This window comes from Williamsia serinedens (assembly GCF_024171725.1).
GTDB classification, from domain to species: Bacteria; Actinomycetota; Actinomycetes; order Mycobacteriales; family Mycobacteriaceae; genus Williamsia_A; species Williamsia_A serinedens.
Map to the genome: position 1 here is coordinate 367,183 of NZ_JAMTCG010000004.1, position 18,720 is coordinate 385,902.

Below are 18,720 nucleotides of genomic sequence, written 5' to 3' on the forward strand. Positions count from 1 at the left end.
CATGCCGGAGCTGCTCGCCCCGGCACCGACCACCGCGCTGGTCCAGGCCGACGCCGTCGGCGAGCTGCCCGCGGGGATGCACGCCATCACCCGGCCGGTGTCGGACGGTGCCCGTCGCGCCGTGTACGGCGCCGCGCCGCTGCGCACCTCGGTGTTCCACGGGCTCGACGTCGACCTCCCGCTGACCGGACCGGCCGCCACCGTCGCGACCGTGCACGACCTGTCGGTCATCGACATGCCGTCGGCGTCGAGCCGGTTCCGCGCCGCCGGTGAGAACGTCCTCGTCCGACGGGTGCTCCGCAAGGCCGACGTGCTGATCGCGGTGTCGCGGTTCACCGCCGATCGCATCAAGGACATCGCCGGCCGCGACGCCCACGTCGTCGAGCTGGCGCCGGCGGTGTGGGCGACGCCGCCGTCGGAGGCCGACATCGAGCGCGTGCGCGCCGCGCACGACCTGCCGGAACAGTTCCTGCTGCAGGTCGGCACCGTCGAACCCCGCAAGAACGTCGCGCTGGTCGCCGAGGCGGCGCAGCGGCTGGGCATCCCGTGCGTGCTCGCCGGTGGCGGGTCGACGGGCCCCGACGCTCCCGCGTCGGCGATCGGACTGGGGTACGTCGACGTGGAGGACCTGCCCGCCCTGTACGGCGCCGCGACGGTCACCGCCTACGCGTCGTACTACGAGGGATACGGGTTGCCTCCCGTGGAGGCGATGGCCTGCGGAGGGGCCGTGGTCGCCAGCGCCGTCGGCGCGCTGCCGGAGGTCGTCGGCGACGGCGCGCGACTGGTGGCCGCCGACGACGTCGACGACTGGGTCGCCGCGATGGAACCGCTGGTGCGCGATCGGTCCGCGCGCGACGAGCTCACCCGCGCGGCGATCACGACCATGGAGCCGATCACCTGGGAGCGGACCGCGCGCGCCACCGTCGACGTGTACCGACGCGAGGGGATCTCACCGTGACCGGCCGGACCCCGCCGTGAGCCTGGAGTCGGTGGCGCAGGCCGGCCCCCCACCGCCCGATCCCACGGTCGCCGAGATCGACCCCGCCGCAGTGCGTCCCGGCCAGGCCGCGTCGGAGGCGTCCGACGGGCGCGCCGCGGCGAAGGCGACGGGCGCGATGCTGGCGAGCCGCCTGGTCATCGCGGCGCTCGGGTGGACCGGCAGCGTCATCATCGCGCGGATCCTGTCGCCCGAGGCCTGGGGCCACTACACGTTCGTGTTCGCGCTGCTGGGCCTGATGGCGATCTTCACCGACCTCGGGGTCGGCCGGGCGGTCATGGCCCAGCTCATCGTCGACGACCCCGAGGAGGTCGCCCGGACGTCGTCGGCGTTCATCGCGCTGCGGCTGCTCCTCGGTCTCGGCGGGTACGTCATCGCGCTGGCGTACGTCGTGATCCTGCAGTACCCGGGTGACGTCATCCGTGCGACCGCGCTCGCCGGCCTCGTCATCGTGTTCGCCACACCGGGTCACGCGCTGACCGTCGTGTACCAGAGCAGACACCGGCTGATGCTGTCGGCGATCGCCGAGAGCCTCGGGCAGGCACTACAACTGGCGATCACCATCGCCGCGGCGATCGTCGCGCCGTACCTGCTGATCTTCGTGCTCGCGCCGGTGGTCAACGAGGTGCTCGCACTGTCGATGAAGACCGTCGGGATCGCGCGCCGCGACGGCGGCCTGCGACCGTCCCGCCACGTCGAGTTCGCGCGGTGGCGGTCGATGCTCCTCGACGCCGCCCCGCTGGCCATCGGGTTCGCGTTGACCATCGCCCTGCAGAAGGTCGACATGCTGCTGCTCAGCGTCCTCGACACGTTCGACGCAGTCGGCATCTACGGCATCGGCTACAAGTTCTCGGACATCCTCGACACCTTCGTGCTCGCCGCCGCCGGGCCGATCGCGACGTTGCTGGTGGCCGCCTGGCCCGACGAGCCGGGGGTGTTCCGGCAGAAGTGCCGCACCGCGGGGGCCGCACTCGGCACGGGCGGCGCCCTGGCCGTCGCGGCGTTCTGGCCGTCGGCGCCGCAGGTGATCGGGCTGCTCTACGGTGACCGGTTCGTGGTGGGCGCGTTCGCGGCCCGGCTGCTCGTCCTCGGGGCGTCGCTCACCGCTCTGATCGTGCTGGGCATCTACCTGCTCGCCTCCGCCGGCCACGCCCGCAGCTACCCGCTCGTCGCCCTCGGCGGCCTGGTGCTCAACGTCGTGCTGAACCTCCTGTTGATCCCCCATCTGTCCTACGACGGCGCCGCCATCGCGACGGTGGCCACCCTCGGCGCGGTCCTCGTCGTGCTGTGGGTGGTGATCATCCGCACCGTGCCGATCATCGGGATGCTCCCGCTCGGCACCCTGTCGACACTCGCCGTCGTGTGCGCGGCGGTCTGCCTCGGCGGGACGGTCCTGGTCCGGTGGGTGCCGTGGCCGGTCGTGTCGGTGATGACCGCGCTGATCGTCGCCGCCGTCGCCCTCCCCCTGCTCCGCGCCTCCGCGCGCACCCCCGGCCGACACACGAAAGTGCAGGTGAGCAAGTCATGACGACCGAGCGCAGGCCCGTCGACCGGGTGCTGTTCGTCGCCCACTCCGGGCAGGTGTCCGGCGCCGAGACGGTCATGCTCGACCTGGTGCACCATGCCGTGAGCGACGGTCTCGGCGTCACGGTGGCGTGCGCCGCGGGCCCGCTGGTCGATCGCCTCCCCGCCGGTGTCGACCACGTCGAGATCGGTCACCTCGGCCTGACCGGGGAGAGCGGCGCGGCCCGGCTCGTCGGCGGGGCACGGCTCCTCGCGCGATGGCGGGCGGTCGGACGCGCGCTGCGGCCGCTCGTCACCGCCCCGGGCACGGCGACCGTCGTGAACTCGCTGTACGCACTGCCCGCGATGCGCTGGGCGGCCGGCGACGACGGCGTGTCCTGGCTGGTCCACGACACCGCGGTGTCCGGACGGCAGCAGGCCGTCGTCCGCGCGGCCAAGCCCCGCATCCGACGGGCGGTCGCGGTGTCGTCGGCCACGGCGGCGCCGCTGCGAGCGATGGGGGTGCCGGTCGTCGTCGCGCACAACGGTGTCCGCTGGCCGGTCGATCAGCTGCCGTCGGAGCTGCACTCACCACCCGTCGTCGGGATGCTCGCGCTTCTCACGCCGTGGAAGGGCCACAAGGTCCTCCTCGAGGCGGCCGCGACCCTGCCCCACATCGAGGTCGAGTTCGCGGGAGGGTCGTTCCCCGGCGACGTCGACCACGTCGCGGAACTGCACGCCCGCGCGGCGGCGACCGACCTCGACGCCCGGGTGCGGTTCCTCGGGCACACCGACCTGCGGACCGCCCTCGCACGCTGGGACGTCGTCGTGTCGGCGAGTGTCGAGCCGGAGGCGGGCCCGCTGTCGGTGCTGGAGGCGATGTCCTACGGCAAGCCGGTCGTCGGGACCGACCACGGTGGCACGACGGAGTTCCTCACCGGCGGCGCCGGGGTGCTCGTCCCGCCGGGTGATCCCACCGCCCTCGCCGACGGCATAAGCCGAGTTCTGTCGGATGGGGACCTCCGTGCGAGGATGATCGCCGCAGCGCGACAGCGGGTCGCCGACGAGCACGATCTGTCGCGGACGTTGCCCGCCATGCTGGACGCGCTGCTGACCTGAGGGGGACAGACACGCCCTCCTGCCGCGATGCCGTCGCGAAGGAGATCGATGCGTACACGCCTGGTCGGAGGGCCCGCGACCACCCGAGCACTGGTCGTCGTCGTGCTGACCCTGCTGATCGGCACGGTGGTGGGCCTACCGGAGGCCGGCGCGGTGCCGTCGGCGACCGCGTCCTGTTTCCCCGCACCCGGCCTCACCGGCGGCGGCGTCGTCAAGGGCGCGTCGCCCGGCGCGGGCTTCCTCTACCTGTCGAACTCCGACCAGGCCGCCGAGGTGGACGCGGCGAAACAGGCCGGCATCCGGACCGTGCGTATCGACGTCGATTGGTCGGCGATCGAGACCAGCCCGGGTGTCTTCAACTGGGCGTCGACGGATCGCGCGATCGCTGCCGTCGCGAGCGCCGGGATGTGCCCGCTCGGACTGATCGGCTTCACCCCGCGGTGGGCGACGAACCCGGCCGACAACCCGACCGACAGCCACTACCGACCGAAGGACCCGGCCCGCTACGGGCAGTTCGTGCGGACCGCGGCGCTGCGCTACCGGTCCACGGTGTCGGCGTGGGAGATCTGGAACGAACCGAACACGCTCAACTTCTTCAAGCCGACGACCGACGCCGCGTACTACACCCAGCTGCTCAAGGCCGGGTACGCCGCGGTGAAGGGCGTCAGCGCGTCACTCGGGGTCATCTCCGCCGGCATGGCGCCGGCCGCCGACAACGGCCGCGACATCGCGCCCCTGACGTTTCTCGCGGGGATGTACGACGCCGGTGCCCGCGGCAGCTTCGACGCGGTCGGCATGCACCCGTACACCTATCCGTATCTGCCGAACGACCCGTCGACGAGCTCGTTCAGTGCGGCACAACAGATGTGGCCGATGCACGACATCATGGTCGGCCGCGGCGACGGGGCCAAGCGCATCTGGATGACCGAGTTCGGTGCGCCGACGGGGACGTCACCGGTGTCGGTCACGCCGCAGACGCAGGCCGACACGATCCGCATCATCCTCGACGCCGCGAAGGGAACGTCGTGGCTGGGTCCGGCGTACGTCTACAGCATCCGCGACGCGGGCAGCGATCCCACCGACCCCGAGCAGAACTTCGGTCTGCTGTACCGCAACTTCGCGCCCAAGCCCGCGTACCAGGAGATGGCGTCCTACACCTGACGCAGTCGGCCCTGCCCCAGGACGGTCGGTCGGTAGACGAGTTCGACGATCCCTCCGTCGAAGGCGGTGCTGCTGATCAGGTCGAGCTCGAAGTCGGGGCCGTCGCGGAAGATCGGGTCGTCGCCGGTGCGTCCGGTGACCACCGGGAAGATCGTCAGCTGCAGGCGGTCGACGACCCCGGCCGCCAGGAGCGCCCGATTCAGCGTCACGCTGCCGTGCGACCGCAGCGGCACGTCCGTCTCGGCCTCGAGGCGCGCCACCACATCCGCGGCGTCCCCCTCCGCGACGGTGGCGTTCGCCCACCCGAGGGGCTCGCTCAGCGTCGAGGACACCACCGTCGTCGGTGACCCGAGCATGCGTGCGACCCACGGGTCCGACTCGACGCCGATGTCCTGGAAGTGGCGGAACAGCCGGTAGGTGTCCGCACCGAACACCATGTGGTGGTCGGCGTCGAACTGGCGCCGCCGGTGGGCGAGCCACTCGTCGCTCTCCGTGCCCCAGTAGCCGCCCCACGTACCGGGTTTCGGGGCGGCGAAGCCGTCGAGTGTGGTGAACAGGTCGACGGTGTACTCGGCGCTCATGGCTGGCTCCTGTGTGTCGGTGGTCGGAAGGTGTGACCGTCGCCGGTCCGCGAACTCATCGCCGCGAGGCGGCCCCGTTCACCGGATGACCGAATCGAAACTAGTTATGATCGGCAAAGTCTCGATTCACAATGTCCAAGTGCCGTCGCCCGAAGGAGTCCGCCGGTGACCGTCGATGCCGCGACGACACATCGCGACGCGCCACCCCCCATCGACCTCGCCGGACACTTCCGCGATCTGGCGCGCATGCTGCTCCCCGCTCTGCTCATCGGCGTGCTCGTCGGGGGCGGGGTGTTCGCCTATCTGTCCGCGCAGACCAAGCAGTACTCGGCGTCGGTCGTCACGCAGGTCACGACGCAGGGCGAGATCGTCGCCGGCGACGCGTTCGTCGAACAGCTCCGTGCCCCGTTCCAGGAACTGGCCACCGACGACGGCGTGCTGTCGCAGGTCCTCACCCAGGTGTCGACCGGGTGGACGACGAGCGAGCTGAGCAGCCACCTCACCCTGACCCCCGGCACCGCGCCGTCCCTGCTGACGTTCACCGCCACCGCCGACAACCCCCGCACCGCCCAACAGGTCGCCCGCGCGATGGTCGCGGCCGTCGCGCAGGCCAACGAGGCCAACGCGGCCCGCGACGTCGCCCGCCGTGTCGACCAGATCGACGCCTCCATCGCGTTCGAGCAGGCCCGCAACGGCCGACTCGCCGCGGGCAGCGACGCGCGCACCCAGTCCGACGCCCGGCTGGCCGAGCTGCGGGCCCAGCGCGACCAGATCGCCGGCGCCGGCGGCAACCAGCTGACGGTGCTCTCCGTGCCGGAGGCGTCGTCGTCGCCGGTGTCCCCGAAACCGATGTCGACGGCGCTGGTCGCCGGGATCGTCGCGGTCATCGTGGCCGCCGAGCTGCTCGTGCTGGCGCGCGGCCGCCTTGGCACGCGCAACAACCGGATCTGGGCTCGACGTGTCGCGCACAAGTACGGTGCCCGACTGCTCGTGGCCGGTCCCGGCCCGTTCGACGCGTCGAAACTCCTGTACGGCGAACTGGCGCACCGCCATCGACGTGGGCGGTCCGCGGCCATCCTCACCGGGGAGTCGGCGGACGCCGTCGACGTCGTCGTGCCCGGCGGCTCCGCCGAGGAGTGGGGCCAGCGTGTCGAGAAGGGTGCGCTGGTCGACGACTGGTGGCGCGACGTCGATCTCGGCGACCTCGTCGCGGCGGTCGTGGTGATCTCCGTGCGCGGCCGTGACCGCACCACCACCACGGATTCTCTGGCGCAGCTCGCCGATCTCGGTGCGACCCGATACCTCGTCCTGCAGACCCGGCGGGGAGGCCGGACCCGTCGGGGGACGAAGGGAAAGACCGCGTGACCTCTGATCCCGCCGACCGAGCAGCGGCCTCCGGCCGCGGTACCACCCGCCGGGTGGCCGTCGTACACGAACGCCTCACCGAGATCGCGGGGTCGGAGCACGTCGTCGAGCAGCTGGCCCTCGAATGGCCCGAGGGCAGTGTGCACGCGCCGATCGCCCGGGAACAGGGCATTCCCCGCGACCTCCCGTCCCCGCCGCAGACCACCTGGCTGAACGGTCTCTACTCCGCGATCGGACACCGCTCGTACGCGCCGACCCTCCCGTTCATGCCTCTCGCGTTCCGGCACATGGACCTCCGCGGCCCCGGCGGCGACCCCGAGGTCGTCGTGACCAGCCACCACGCGTTCGCGACGCAGGTCGTGTTCGCCACCGAGGCGCCCGTCATCGCCTACGTGCACAGCCCCGCACGATGGGCGTGGGACGCGAGCCTGCGCGCCGGCGAGGGCGGCGGGGCGGTCGGGGCGGCGATCCTGACCGGGCTGTCGGCGGTCGCCCGACGGTGCGAGGTGTCCGCGGCACCCAGGCTGCACACCATTGTCGCCAACTCCTCGGCCGTCGCCGAGCGTGTCCGGAACTGGTGGGGCCGTGACGCGATCGTCGTGCACCCGCCCGTCGACACCGCGGGCTTCACACCCGACGACGCCGTGGGGCGCGAGGACTTCTTCCTGCTGGCGGGTCGCCTCGTCCCGTACAAGCGCCCCGACCTGGCCATCCGCGCCGCCGCCCTCGCCGACGTGCCGCTCGTCGTCGCCGGAGACGGCCGCGCGATGGAGGCGTGCCAGGCCATCGCCGGGCCCAAGACGACGTTCCTCGGACGGGTCCCGCACGACCAGCTGCTCGACCTGCACCGACGGACCCGCGCACTGCTGATGCCGGGCATCGAGGACTTCGGCATCGTGCCGGTCGAGTCGATGGCCACCGGCACACCGGTCATCGCGCTCGGCGAGGGCGGTGCGCTCGACTCCGTGCGCCCCGGTGAGACGGGCCTGCTGGTGGAGCCCGGCACCGACGACGAGATCGCCGACCGTTTCGCCGCGGCCATGCGCGACTTCGACCCCTCGGCGTTCGACCGGCACGCGATCCGCGAGTGGTCGCAACGGTTCTCGCGCTCGGAGTTCCGACGGCAGATGCGTGAGGTCGTCGATGCCGCGGTCTGATCGACACGCCGTCCGCTCCGTCGAGGAGATCGGCGAGCACCGCCCCAGCGCCCTCGACGTCGCACTCGCGCACTCCCGGAACATCGCGGTGTTCGGTCCGGTGCCGGACCTGGACCGCGATCTGCTCACCGTGCGTCTGCGCTCGATCGCCGCGGAGGTGCCGCGGCTGCGCCTCGACCCGTTCTCGGCCGACGGGACGTGGACCCGCCGCACCGACACGCTCGTCGTCGAGGACCTCGCCGCGCCCACCCCGTCCGGCGACCTCCCGGACGTGCCCGGAGCGCAGCTGGGGGTCATCGCCACCCATGTGCGACATTACGATCCAGCCCCTCTCCGTGTCGCGGTCTGCGACGACCACCTCGTCGTCGACCACTCCCACGGACTCGGCGACGGACGCCTCGCGCCCACCTTGCAGGCGGTCCTGCTCGACTCCGCACCGCCGTCGGTGCACGCGGCGCTGGCCCACGACGCGCCCGCGGGATCGGTGCGCCGCGCCCTCGCCGACCAGGTGCTCCGACATCCCAGGCGTCTCGCCGAGGCCCGACGACTCCGCGCGGACAACGCCCCGGAGGCCGACCTGGCCGAACCGGTGACGGTCGACCCGAACCGGGTCCGCACGGTCTCCGTGACGGTCCCCGCGGACCGTGTCGCCGCTCTGCGACAACGGATCTCGACGATGGACGGCGCGTCCGACGCGTCGTCGACCGTCGCGATCTGGGTCGCCGCGCTCCGCCGTGCGGGTGTCGCGACCGACGAGGTGGTGCAGGTCCTCGTCGACTGCCGCCGCTACCTGCGACGCGGCGACGCCGGGATGGGCAACCTGGCGATCGCGCTGCCGATCCGCATGCCGGCACCCGTCACGCCGGCCTCGGTGCGTCAGCGGGTCCGTACCGCCACCGAGTCCGCCTGGCCGCTGGCCGTCCTGGGCATCAGCGCCACCCGGGCCCGTCTGCGTCGCGGGACACCGCCCTCGTCACCGGAACCCGCCGAGACCGTCCGCAGGTCACCGCACGTGCGGCTGTCCGTCAGCGACATCGGCCGTCTGCCCATCTTCGACGGCGTCGTCCCCCCGGCGCCGGCATCACCACCCCAGCTCGGGGCGGGCATCGACCCCGACGGACCGGAGGCCCTCACGCTGCTGGTCAGCGAGACCGGCGGCGCGCGAACCCTGTCCGCGACGTTCCACGCCGACGTGATCGACGCACGCGCGGTGCACTCCGCGCTGACCGACATCTGCCGCGATCCCGTCGCGGTCCTCGAGACGGCGGGCCCGTGAGGCGTGAGCTGATCAGCGCGCGGCGATGACCGCGCACGACGTCGAGACCAGGCGTCGCCGCACCCCGGCAACGCGGATCGCCGTCCCGGCGTGCCTCGTGCTGGCCGCGGTCCTGCTGGTCGGATGCGCGACCACCACCCCCGCCGACGTGGCGACGCCGTCGGTGTCGGCGCAGCCCGGGTCGGTGATCGGGACACCGAGCCGAGACAACGGCTACCCGGCTCTCGACGACGTCACCCGCGACATCACCGCGATCCGCTACGCGACCACCGCACGCGACGGGTCCCCGCGCTCGGCCAACGGCGTGGTGTTCGTCCCCCGCGACGACCCACCCCGGGGCGGATACCGCATCGCGGCGGTCGCCCATCCGAACACCGGGGCCTCCAGCGACTGCGCCCCCACGTCCTATCCGGGTCTGCTCGGCAGCCTCGGTTCCGTCGCGTACTTCCTCGCCGCGGGGTACGTCGTCGTCTTCACCGAGGACCCCGTGACCGTCGACGACGCCGGCACCCTGACCGACGCCGGCGACGGCACCGCGACGGCGACCGCGCGTCCGCACCCGTTCCTCGAGCCGTACAGCGGCGCCCACACCATGATCGACGGGGTCCGCGCCGCCCGGACGGTCGTCGCCTCGACCTCGGCCGACTGGGTCGCCTACGGCGTCTCCCAGGGTGGTCAGGCCTCGTGGGCCGCCAACGACCTCGCCGACAGCTACGGCGGCGGACTGCGACTGCTCGGGTCGCTCAGCATCTCCCCGTCGGCCGACCTGCGCGGGCTGGTCGACAAGATGCAGGCCGGCACGCTCAGCGTCGCGCAGCGCGTCGCCCTGCCCGTCGTGCTCGAGGGCGTCAGCGCCGCGTTCCCCGGCTTCCGCATCGAGGACTACCTGCACGGCTCGATGCTGGCGGCGCGTTCGGTGTTCCTCTCGTGCACCGGCGACCAGGAGTCGGCGAAGACCGGGATCGCCACCGCGGCACCGGCGTCGGACTTCCGACCGTCGTCGAGCGCCGCCGCCGACCGCCTGCGTGACCAGCTCGGCCAGTTCGCCGTCCCGCTGCCGTCGGTGCGCGCGACCGCACCGATGTTCGTGGCGTACGGCACCGACGACACGCTCATCGACCCCCGCTGGACCGTCGACGCCGTCCGGCGCGCCTGCCGCTCCGGCGACACCGTCGACCTCCGGGTGGTGCAGGGACAGCCACACGGGACGCTCGATCTGGGTCCCGCGCCGCAGGACTGGGTCGACGACCGCGCCGCCGGCCGACGGGCCCCGAACTCGTGTGCGGGACTGTGACACATGTGCCCGAAGAACAGCGAAGATTCGCTATCGTGAACCGCATGTCCGGCACATCTCCCGCCGTCGACCCGGTGGTGACCGAGGTCCTGACGCGCGCCGCCCAGTCCACCGGCGAGGACGTCGACGTCTACATCGGACGCGCCGTCGCGACCCGACTGGCCGCCGACCTCCTGGGATCCGACGACCCGGACCTCACGACCGTGATCACGGCCCTGCGCAGCACCGGGTTGACCGGGGCGCCGTCGACCGACGGCGATGGGATCCCGCTCACACCACCGACGGCGGCTACCGATCCCGTCATCCGCGACCCCGAGCGCCTGCGGGTCCTGTTCGACACCGGCCTCATGGACACCGTGGCCGGGCCCGCCTACGACCGCATCGCGGCGATGGCCGTCGACGCGCTCGACGTCCCGAGCGCCGGGGTGTCCTTGGTCTCCGACGAGAAGCAGTGGTTCTGCAGCGCAGCCGGGTTGTCCGGTGAGCTGGCCGAGACCAGGACCGTCTCGATGGACCGGTCGCTGTGTCAGTACGCCGTCTCGTCCGGGACGCCTCTCATCATCGAGGACGCCCGCGTCCACCCCACCCTCTCCGAGCACCCGATCGTCGCCGACGGCACCGTCGTCGCCTACGCGGGCATCCCGCTGACGGATGCGCAGGGACATGCGATCGGGACGCTGTGCGCCTGGGACGACAAGCCGAAGCAGTGGACGACCGGGCACGTGCAGGTCCTCGAGGACCTCGCCACGATCGTCCGTGAGCGCATCTTCGGCGACGACGAGTTCTGAGTCACCGCTCGGCGATTCGCCGGTATTCGTGAACGACGCATCGTCGATTCACTACAGTGGATTCCATGACAGGCACAGGATTCTGAGCTGTCCGCGATGGCTCTGCAGACCGCCTCGGCACCCTCTCTGACCGCCGCGCCCGCGATCGGCGGTGGCGCGGACACCGCGTTCCTCCGCCAGATCCGTCGCGACCCCGGCCATTCGATCGTCACCGTCGTCATCGACGTCGTCGCCGCATCGGTGGCAGTGATCGTCGGCTCGCTCTGGGCCGACGCCACCCAGCCCCAGCACCCCCCGCTGTGGGCACTGTGGCTCTTCGTCCCGACAGTCGTGATGACGTTCGCGCTGCAACAGATGTACCGCAAACAGTTGCGGCGCAACTTCCTCGACGAACTCGCACCCGTCATGACGGCGCTCGCCGTCGCGGCGGTGGTGACCCTGGCGTTCATCGTCACGTTCGTCACCTCCGCGTCCCAGACCGGCATCACCACGACGAAGGTCTGGGTGTGTGCGGTCGTCCTCGTCACCGTCGGCCGGTTCGTCCGGGTCGTCATCCAGCGCAACCTGCGGACCAAGCGCGGCTCCCTCGCACCGACGCTCGTCGTCGGCGACGGGCCGGTCGCCCACCAGCTCATCGCCCGCATGAAGGAGATGCCGGAGTACGGCTTGCGGCCGGTCGGCATCCTCGCCGCCACACCGCTGCAGGTCGCCGGCGACGCACCCGCCGGCGACGCGGTGTCGCCCGACGTCCCGCGGCTCGGCCCGCCGCGGGCGGTCGCGGACGCGATCGCGGCCACCCAGGCCGAGGAGATCGTCGTCGCCGCCGAGGACATGGACGACGATCAGCTCGCCCGCGTGGTCCGCGCCGCCCACCGGCGCGGCATCCGCGCGTGGGTCCTCCCCCGCGCGCACGACGCGGTCGGGGCCAGGGCGCGCATCGACCACCTCGGCGGTGTGCCGCTGCTGATCCTCCCCCGGATCAACCCCCGCAGTTGGCAGTTCACGGTCAAGCACGCGTTCGACCGGACGGCCGGCGCGCTGGGCCTGCTGATGATCTCGCCGATCTTCCTCACCCTGATGCTGCTCGTCCGGCTGAGCTCGCCGGGCCCGATATTCTTCTCCCAGGAGCGGGTCGGTCGCAACGGCAAGGTGTTCGGCTGTCTCAAGTTCCGATCGATGCGCCCGCCGACGGAGGCCGACAAGGCATTCGAGCTCAAGGCCGGCGCCGCGCCGGGCGGCGTCGAGGGTGTCGACCGCCGCACCAAGGTCGGCAAGATCATGCGGTCGACGTCGTTGGACGAGCTGCCGCAGCTAATCAACGTCGTGCGTGGAGACATGAGCCTCGTCGGCCCGCGGCCCGAGCGGCCCGAGTTCGTCGAGCTGTTCGAGATGCAGATCCGGCGCTACGGCGAGCGACATCGCGTGAAGGCCGGCGTCACCGGGTGGGCGCAGGTCCATGGACTGCGCGGTCAGACGTCGATCGCCGACCGCGCCGAGTGGGACAACTACTACATCGAGAACTGGTCCCTCGCGCTCGACCTCAAGATCCTCGCCCTCACCGTCCTCACGGTGTTCCACCGCGCCGAATAGCGGTATCGTCGCCTGCGGCGCGCAGGACGCCCCCGGGTCCGCGGAGAGGGCTGAGCCCACCTGCACGGTGATGTGTCCTGTCGTCGTCACCTCTTCTCGCCCCGTCACGCGGACCACGGGGACGCGAGAGGAGATCGCGGTGGCGACCCTTCCTGAACGACCCGACATCGACTGGCTCCGGCGTCAGGCGCGTGACCTGCAACGGGGCGTGCGCGCCGGTGACCCCGCCGCGCTCCGACGGTCGTCTGTCCCCGTCGCGGACAACGCCTTCCGACTCGGCGACGCCCAGCGTGTCATCGCCCGCGAGCACGGGTTCGCCAGTTGGCCACGCTTGCAGTCGCACGTCCGTGCCATCGCCGGCCGCACGTGGATCCCGAGCCCACCCCCGCAGGACCAGTCACCCGCACACCGGTTCGTGCGGGCGGTCTGCGAGACCTGGACCGGCACCGCCCCCGACCTCGACATCGCGCGGGCCGTTCTCGCCACGCACCCCGAGATCGCCGACGACGTGGCCGCGGCGACCGTCCTCGGTGACGTCGGGCGGGTGTGCGAGCACTGCCGCTCCGAGCGCCCCGACGCCCCGTGCGGTCCGTTCGGGTGGTCACCGCTGATGTACGCCGCGTACTCCCGGTGGCCGGTGAGCGAGGCCGACGCGCTCGGCGTCGTCGAGGAGCTCCTGCGCGCCGGCGCCGATCCGGACGACGGACGGCACTTCACCGGGCACGCCAGCCCGTTCACGGTGCTGACGGGACTCTTCGGCGGCGGCGAGCACGACGAGTCCCCGCATCCCTGTCGAGATGTCCTCGCCCGCAGGCTTCTCCGCGCGGGCGCCGAGCCGACCGACGCGCAAGTGCTCTACGACCGGATGTTCTCCGACGACGACCATCACCTGCGCCTGCTGTTCGGGTTCGGTCTCGGATCCGGCGACGGCGGTCCGTGGCGTCGGCGCCTGCCCGACCTGGTCCCACGCCCCGACGTGCTGCTGCGGCAGCAGGTCACATGGGCAGTTCTCCACGGCATGCGCAACCGGGTCACGCTGCTCGCCGAGCACGGCGTCGACGTCGTGGCGCCCCTCCCCGACGGGCCCGGGCCGGTGCGCGCGGACGGAACCGCGATCACCCTCGCGATCCGGAGCGGACATCCCGAGATCGCCGCCGACCTGCGTGCCCGCGGCGCGGGCGAACCGCAGGTCGACGACGTCGACATACTGCTGGGGGCGATCCTCGCCGGTGACGGGCAGGCCGCCCGGACAGCCGACCAGTCGGTCCTCGTCGAGGCGCGTCGGCGTCACCCCGGGTTCACCGCGTGGGCTGCGAACCGCGGCGTCGCCGCTGTCGTAGCGGCGGTCACCGCGGGCTTCGACGTCGACGGCCTCGGCCGGTCGGACGCGCCGATCGACCAGCCGTGGCAGACCGCGCTGCACACCGCGGTCGAGCGCGACGACGTCGAGCTGGTGGCCTGGCTGCTGGAGCACGGGGCGGACACAACGGTCCGCGACGCGCGTTTCGGGGCGACCCCGCTCGCCTGGGCCGGTCACCTCGGACGTCCGCGGTGTGCGGACGTGCTGCGGGCCGCGGAGGCGGTCGATCGCTGAGCGCGCCCGCGTAGTGTCGGTCGATGTGAGTGCGCGCGCGGGCATCGTCGTCACGGGGACCGAGGTCCTCACCGGTCAGATCTCCGATCGCAACGGGCCGTGGGTCTCGACCCAGCTGCTCGACCTCGGCGTCGACGTCGCCCACATCACCGTGTGCGGCGACCGCCCCGACGATCTGCGGGCGGCGCTGCGGTTCCTCGCCGACGAACACGTCGACCTGATCGTGACCAGCGGCGGTCTCGGCCCGACCGCCGACGACCTCACGGTCGCGACGGTCGCCGAGTTCTGCGGGCGGGAACTCACACTCGACACGGCCGTCGAGGCGCAGATCGCCGACATCGTCCGCTCGTGGAGTCTCAAGCGCGGTGCCGACCCCGACCTCGAGTCGGTGCGCGCCGCCACCCGTAAGCAGGCGATGGTCCCCACCGGGGCGACCGTCATCGCCCCGGCCGGCACGGCGCCGGGCGTCGTCGTCCCCGCGGGCGACCGCACACCCGTGGTGATGGTGCTCCCCGGACCACCCCGCGAGCTGCAGCAGATGTGGCCCGCGTCGATCGTCGCCGACAACGTGGTCGCCGCGATCGCCGGGCGGACGGAGTCGACCACAGAGACGATCCTCATGTTCGGCACCGCGGAATCCGAACTCGCCGAGACCCTTCGCGACGCGGAGGCCGAGGTCGACGGTTTCGACACCCTCGAGATCACCACCTGCCTGCGGCGGGGTGAGCTGGAGATGGTCACCCGCTTCGCACCCCATGCCGCCGACGCCTACCGCGCCGTCGCGGACCTCGTCGTCCACCGGCACGGCGCCACCGTGTTCTCCACCGACGGTTCGACCGTGGACGACCAGGTCGCCGAGCTGCTGTCGGGGCACCGCGTCGCGACGGCAGAGTCGTGCACGGGCGGGATGATCGCCGCCCGCCTCACCGATCGCGCCGGGTCGTCGGCGTATGTGATGGGAGGCGTTGTCTCCTACGACAACTCGGCGAAGACCGACGTTCTCGACGTGCCCGCCGCGATGATCGCCGAGCACGGGGCCGTCAGCGAGGAGGTCGCCGCGGCCATGGCCGCGGGCGCCCTCTCCCGGCTGGGTGCCGACATCGCGGTGTCGACGACGGGCATCGCGGGTCCCGGCGGTGGCAGCGACGAGAAGCCCGTCGGCACGGTGTGTTTCGGCATCGCCCGCGCCGGCGGCGAGGTGGTCACACGCCGCCTCGTCCTCCCCGGTGACCGCGCCGACGTGCGCGAGCGGTCGGTGACCGTCGCGATGCACCTGCTGCGGCGGGCGCTCAGCGGCTGACGAGCGACCCCGCGATCTCGGCGATGCGGGTGTCGGGCGCGTCGAGCACCGTCACGAGCAGCCCGAGGAACGCCTCGAGGTGCGTGTCGATCTCGTCCCGGCCGTACATCGTCGAGTTGCCGTGCAGGTCCACGACGATCGGCAACCCCGCACCCGCCTGGTACAGGTTCACACGCAGGTCCTGCAGGATCCCCGACGACAGGATGTGGTACCCGACGGCGGCACCGTCGAGGGCGAGCGGCTTGTCGAAGAAGACGAGGTTGACGATCGGGCCGAACGCGGTCACCCGGGGATCGTCTATTCCGGCGGCCCGGGCGATCTCGGCGAACGGGAAGCGTTGATGGCGCAGGCATCCGGTGAGTTCGAGGGTCACCGCCTCCACCAGTGAGGCGAGGGTGTGACCGCCGACCCCGTCGAGGCGGACCGGCAGCATGTTGGCCACCATCCCGCCCGCGCGCTTGATCTTCGCGGTGGCGCGGCCGGTCACGGGCAGGGTCAGCACGATGTCGTCGCGCCCGCCCGCACTCGACAGGTAGGCCGCGAACGCGGCCGCGAGGACCGCGGCCGTCGACGCCCCCAGATCCGCCGCCGCACCCTCGACCCGGCTCTGCAGTGCAGGGTCCATCGTGCGGGAACACACGACGTGGTCGGCGGTGTAGCGCAGGGTCGGCTCCCTGGTCGAGAGACTCACGGGCGCAGGCAGATCGGCGACCTTGGACCGCCAGTGCTGCTCGTCGACGGACCGACGACTCCCTGCGTGGTACTTCTCGTCGTCGGCCGACACCTCGGCCAGCGTCGCGCGCGGCGCGACGACATACTCCTCCCCGCGGACGGCGGCGTTGTACCGATCGACGCCCTCGTGCAGACAGGTGAGCGCGGCGAACCCGTCGAACGCGATGTGGTGGCCGCGCAGGTACCAGAAGGTGCGATCGTCGGCGACACGGATGAAGGCGGAGATCGCGACGGGGTCGCGGGTCACGTCCATCAGACCCTGGTGGTCCGCGGCCATCCACGCGTGGGCGGCGGCGAGGGGATCGGTCTCGTCGCGCAGGTCGACGTCGACGACGTCGAACGGCAGGTCGAGGTCGACGTACTGTCGGGGCTCGCCGTCGACGACGGTGAAGCGGGAGTACGCGGTCTCGAGCAGTCGGGAACCCTGGCGGACACCGGCCCGGAAGAGGTCGCGGTCGAACGGGCGGTCGGTGTCACGGATGTCGAGGTAGTGGGCGACGGTCGCCGAGTAGTCGTCCTGCAGGTGCTCGGCGTCCCACATACCGCGTTGTGCCGCGGTCAGTCCGAACGGCGTACCTGCTGTCATCTGACGACCCCCCGATCGCATCCCCGATGTCGGTGCACGAGTGTACCGGCACCTCAACGCCTGCACAGGGCGACCGCGCGTCCTCCAGGAACCGGGTGATCGCATCCAGTGGGCGGTTGCCGACGTCGAGTGGGCGTTACCAGACGTCGGTTGGGCAGTAGGCGTCATGCGGCTGTGTCGACCCGGTCGAACTCGTCGGGTCGGACTTCGGCCGAACCGTTTTCGCCGGGTGACGCCAGCGCACGGGAGCGGTGTTCGTGGCCGGTGGGCGTGCGGATCAGCGCCTCGTGGGTGCCGCCGACGTCGATGGCGGTGGTGACCGCCCAGCCGGGGTTCTCCTTCTGCCGGTTGTGGTTCCGGCACAGACCGTTGCCGTTCACGCTGTCCGTGGATCCGCCGTCGGCGTGGGGGTGGGCGTGGTCGATCTCGGCGATCGGGGCATCGCAGTACGGCATTCGACACGTCGCGTCGGACGATGAACCGCCGCAGGCCGGACGGGAAAATCCTGGCCCGAGACTCCATCGCGACCAGCGCGCCGGAGTCCGGGGCGGCGAACAGCCGCCGCAGCGTGACGAGCGCGTCAGCGTCGAGCGCGTCGGATATCAGGCTCCGCGCCGTGTCGGCCGGGATCAGTCCGTAGCCGGGAACGTCCGCCGTGGCGTCGGAACCAGCGACAAGTGCGTCGGCAGAGATGACGACATCGACCGCGACCGCGACGTCCTCCGCCCCGGCCTTGCCGGTGAGTCGTTCGAGGAGGGTGTCGGCCATGACCTGAGCGCGGGTCCGGTCCCCGTCCCCGACGAGCCCGTCCGCGTGCTGCTTCAGCGCGGCGTACGCCGCGATACCTGCCTTCATGGGCAACAGCGCCGACAGCTGCACCATCGCATCGGGTTTCGGCCGCATGGTCACCCTGCGGTCCTTCGGGGCGGAGGCGTTCCGGTCGACCACAGCCTGCGGGTCCCGCTCGTAGGCGATGCGCTTGGCCAACGCCTCGAGCGCACGGTCACCCACCCCATCGAGGGTCGCCGGGTCCGCGCAGCGCGTGATCGCTGACCCGACGGTCCTCGACCTGCAGGTAGGCAGTCTCACAGACAAGAAGCGTGGCTCGCCATTCCGACAACGACCCCTCGCCAGGCGGGCGAACGCGTTGGGCATCTCGCCCATCGCCCGCGGAAATCCGAGGTGGCGGCCACCGGCGTTGCCGGACACCCGCCGAGCCAACGCCACCTCCGCAGACAACCCCCGACACCGCCGCTCGACCGGAACACCGGCCTCCGCCTCCGCGGCGAACCGCAGTTCCTGCAGACGCAGCGTCTGCCGTGCCTGCACCGCGGCACAGGAGGACTTCACCGATTCCGCCAGCGAGATCAGATCGATTGCCGCGACCTCGGTGTCGGCCGCGGGCAGCTCGGCGAGCACAGTCAGCATCTCGCGCAGCGCGTCCTGCGCGTCGACGATGCCGGTGAGCTCCATACGGACATGTGTACACGAGGGGTCCGACAAGACTTCTGCCTCAAAGAGCCTTGTGCACAACCGTTTCCGGTGTCCCCATCTGCCCAACGAACGGTTCCTGCTGCCCAACGAACGGTTCCTGCTGCCCAACGAACGGCGAGGCGGCGAGGCGGCCGGGCGGCCGGGCGGCGGGGCGGCGGGGCGGCGGGGCGGCGAGGCGGCGGG

15 protein-coding genes are annotated in these 18,720 nt (G+C 72.0%); 12 read left to right on the plus strand and 3 right to left on the minus strand.

The genetic code is table 11. The features are described from left to right. Nucleotide 1: 1 nt before the first annotated feature. Genes LX12_RS12850 through LX12_RS12865 form a run of 4 tightly spaced genes read left to right on the plus strand, consistent with a single transcriptional unit; the run spans nt 2 to nt 4,780 of the window. Nucleotides 2-958, plus strand: coding sequence for a glycosyltransferase family 4 protein (locus tag LX12_RS12850; protein WP_253654935.1), 957 nt, complete (start codon nt 2-4; stop codon nt 956-958). 16 nt (nt 959-974) lie between these two features. Further along, nucleotides 975-2,525 carry an oligosaccharide flippase family protein gene (locus LX12_RS12855; protein ID WP_253654936.1) on the plus strand — a complete coding sequence of 517 codons (1,551 nt, stop codon included), beginning with the start codon at nt 975-977 and terminating at the stop codon, nt 2,523-2,525. Next, the gene (locus LX12_RS12860) at nt 2,522-3,619 is read left to right on the plus strand and encodes a glycosyltransferase family 4 protein (protein ID WP_253654937.1); all 1,098 of its coding nucleotides are present in this window, start codon (nt 2,522-2,524) and stop codon (nt 3,617-3,619) included. Before LX12_RS12855 ends, LX12_RS12860 begins: the two co-directional genes overlap by 4 nt. Before the next feature lie 48 nt (nt 3,620-3,667). After that, nucleotides 3,668-4,780: a glycoside hydrolase 5 family protein gene (locus LX12_RS12865; RefSeq protein WP_253654938.1), complete on the plus strand. Its 1,113-nt coding sequence runs from the start codon at nt 3,668-3,670 to the stop codon at nt 4,778-4,780. Here the strand turns inward: LX12_RS12865 and LX12_RS12870 are convergent. Further along, entirely contained in the window at nt 4,771-5,361 is a 591-nt protein-coding gene (locus LX12_RS12870; protein WP_253654939.1) for a dihydrofolate reductase family protein, read from the minus strand. The genes LX12_RS12865 and LX12_RS12870 overlap by 10 nt on opposite strands. 165 nt (nt 5,362-5,526) lie before the next feature. On the opposite strand from LX12_RS12870, the gene LX12_RS12875 reads away from it, so the two are divergent. The 8 genes from LX12_RS12875 (at nt 5,527) to LX12_RS12910 (ending at nt 15,725) form a co-directional block, all read left to right on the plus strand. Then, nucleotides 5,527-6,726: a YveK family protein gene (locus LX12_RS12875; protein WP_253654940.1), complete on the plus strand. Its 1,200-nt coding sequence runs from the start codon at nt 5,527-5,529 to the stop codon at nt 6,724-6,726. After that, nucleotides 6,723-7,883, plus strand: coding sequence for a glycosyltransferase (locus LX12_RS12880; RefSeq protein ID WP_253654941.1), 1,161 nt, complete (start codon nt 6,723-6,725; stop codon nt 7,881-7,883). Before LX12_RS12875 ends, LX12_RS12880 begins: the two co-directional genes overlap by 4 nt. Next, on the plus strand, nt 7,870-9,159 hold the full coding sequence (locus tag LX12_RS12885; RefSeq protein WP_253654942.1) for a hypothetical protein: 1,290 nt from the start codon (nt 7,870-7,872) through the stop codon (nt 9,157-9,159). The genes LX12_RS12880 and LX12_RS12885 overlap by 14 nt, the downstream gene beginning before the upstream one ends. A gap of 25 nt (nt 9,160-9,184) precedes the next feature. Next, nucleotides 9,185-10,453, plus strand: a complete 1,269-nt coding sequence (locus tag LX12_RS12890; RefSeq protein ID WP_253654943.1) for a lipase family protein — start codon at nt 9,185-9,187, stop codon at nt 10,451-10,453. Nucleotides 10,454-10,497: 44 nt separating this feature from the next. Continuing rightward, on the plus strand, nt 10,498-11,241 hold the full coding sequence (locus LX12_RS12895) for a GAF domain-containing protein (RefSeq protein WP_253654944.1): 744 nt from the start codon (nt 10,498-10,500) through the stop codon (nt 11,239-11,241). A 96-nt stretch (nt 11,242-11,337) separates the two neighbouring features. Further along, nucleotides 11,338-12,831 (plus strand): sugar transferase, encoded by a 1,494-nt coding sequence (locus LX12_RS12900; protein ID WP_253654945.1) that lies wholly within the window; start codon nt 11,338-11,340, stop codon nt 12,829-12,831. 139 nt (nt 12,832-12,970) lie between these two features. Next, nucleotides 12,971-14,425, plus strand: a complete 1,455-nt coding sequence (locus tag LX12_RS12905; protein ID WP_253654946.1) for an ankyrin repeat domain-containing protein — start codon at nt 12,971-12,973, stop codon at nt 14,423-14,425. A gap of 25 nt (nt 14,426-14,450) precedes the next feature. Then, nucleotides 14,451-15,725: a competence/damage-inducible protein A gene (locus LX12_RS12910; protein WP_253654947.1), complete on the plus strand. Its 1,275-nt coding sequence runs from the start codon at nt 14,451-14,453 to the stop codon at nt 15,723-15,725. Here the strand turns inward: LX12_RS12910 and LX12_RS12915 are convergent. Both LX12_RS12915 and LX12_RS12920 read right to left on the minus strand, forming a co-directional pair. After that, nucleotides 15,715-17,043, minus strand: coding sequence for a condensation domain-containing protein (locus tag LX12_RS12915; protein WP_253654948.1), 1,329 nt, complete (start codon nt 17,041-17,043; stop codon nt 15,715-15,717). The genes LX12_RS12910 and LX12_RS12915 overlap by 11 nt on opposite strands. 164 nt (nt 17,044-17,207) lie before the next feature. Next, nucleotides 17,208-17,498, minus strand: coding sequence for an HNH endonuclease signature motif containing protein (locus LX12_RS12920; protein WP_253654949.1), 291 nt, complete (start codon nt 17,496-17,498; stop codon nt 17,208-17,210). Nucleotides 17,499-18,720 lie beyond the last annotated feature (1,222 nt).

What these genes read in the sequence shown, in the direction of transcription:
- LX12_RS12850 (WP_253654935.1), top strand. Translation starts at nt 2, where the DNA reads ATGCCGGAGCTGCTCGCCCCGGCACCGACCACCGCGCTGGTCCAGGCC.
- LX12_RS12860 (WP_253654937.1), top strand. Translation starts at nt 2,522, where the DNA reads ATGACGACCGAGCGCAGGCCCGTCGACCGGGTGCTGTTCGTCGCCCAC.
- LX12_RS12865 (WP_253654938.1), top strand. Translation starts at nt 3,668, where the DNA reads ATGCGTACACGCCTGGTCGGAGGGCCCGCGACCACCCGAGCACTGGTC.
- LX12_RS12870 (WP_253654939.1), bottom strand. Translation starts at nt 5,361, where the DNA reads ATGAGCGCCGAGTACACCGTCGACCTGTTCACCACACTCGACGGCTTC.
- LX12_RS12885 (WP_253654942.1), top strand. Translation starts at nt 7,870, where the DNA reads ATGCCGCGGTCTGATCGACACGCCGTCCGCTCCGTCGAGGAGATCGGC.
- LX12_RS12890 (WP_253654943.1), top strand. Translation starts at nt 9,185, where the DNA reads ATGACCGCGCACGACGTCGAGACCAGGCGTCGCCGCACCCCGGCAACG.
- LX12_RS12895 (WP_253654944.1), top strand. Translation starts at nt 10,498, where the DNA reads ATGTCCGGCACATCTCCCGCCGTCGACCCGGTGGTGACCGAGGTCCTG.
- LX12_RS12900 (WP_253654945.1), top strand. Translation starts at nt 11,338, where the DNA reads ATGGCTCTGCAGACCGCCTCGGCACCCTCTCTGACCGCCGCGCCCGCG.
- LX12_RS12915 (WP_253654948.1), bottom strand. Translation starts at nt 17,043, where the DNA reads ATGACAGCAGGTACGCCGTTCGGACTGACCGCGGCACAACGCGGTATG.
- LX12_RS12920 (WP_253654949.1), bottom strand. Translation starts at nt 17,498, where the DNA reads ATGCCGTACTGCGATGCCCCGATCGCCGAGATCGACCACGCCCACCCC.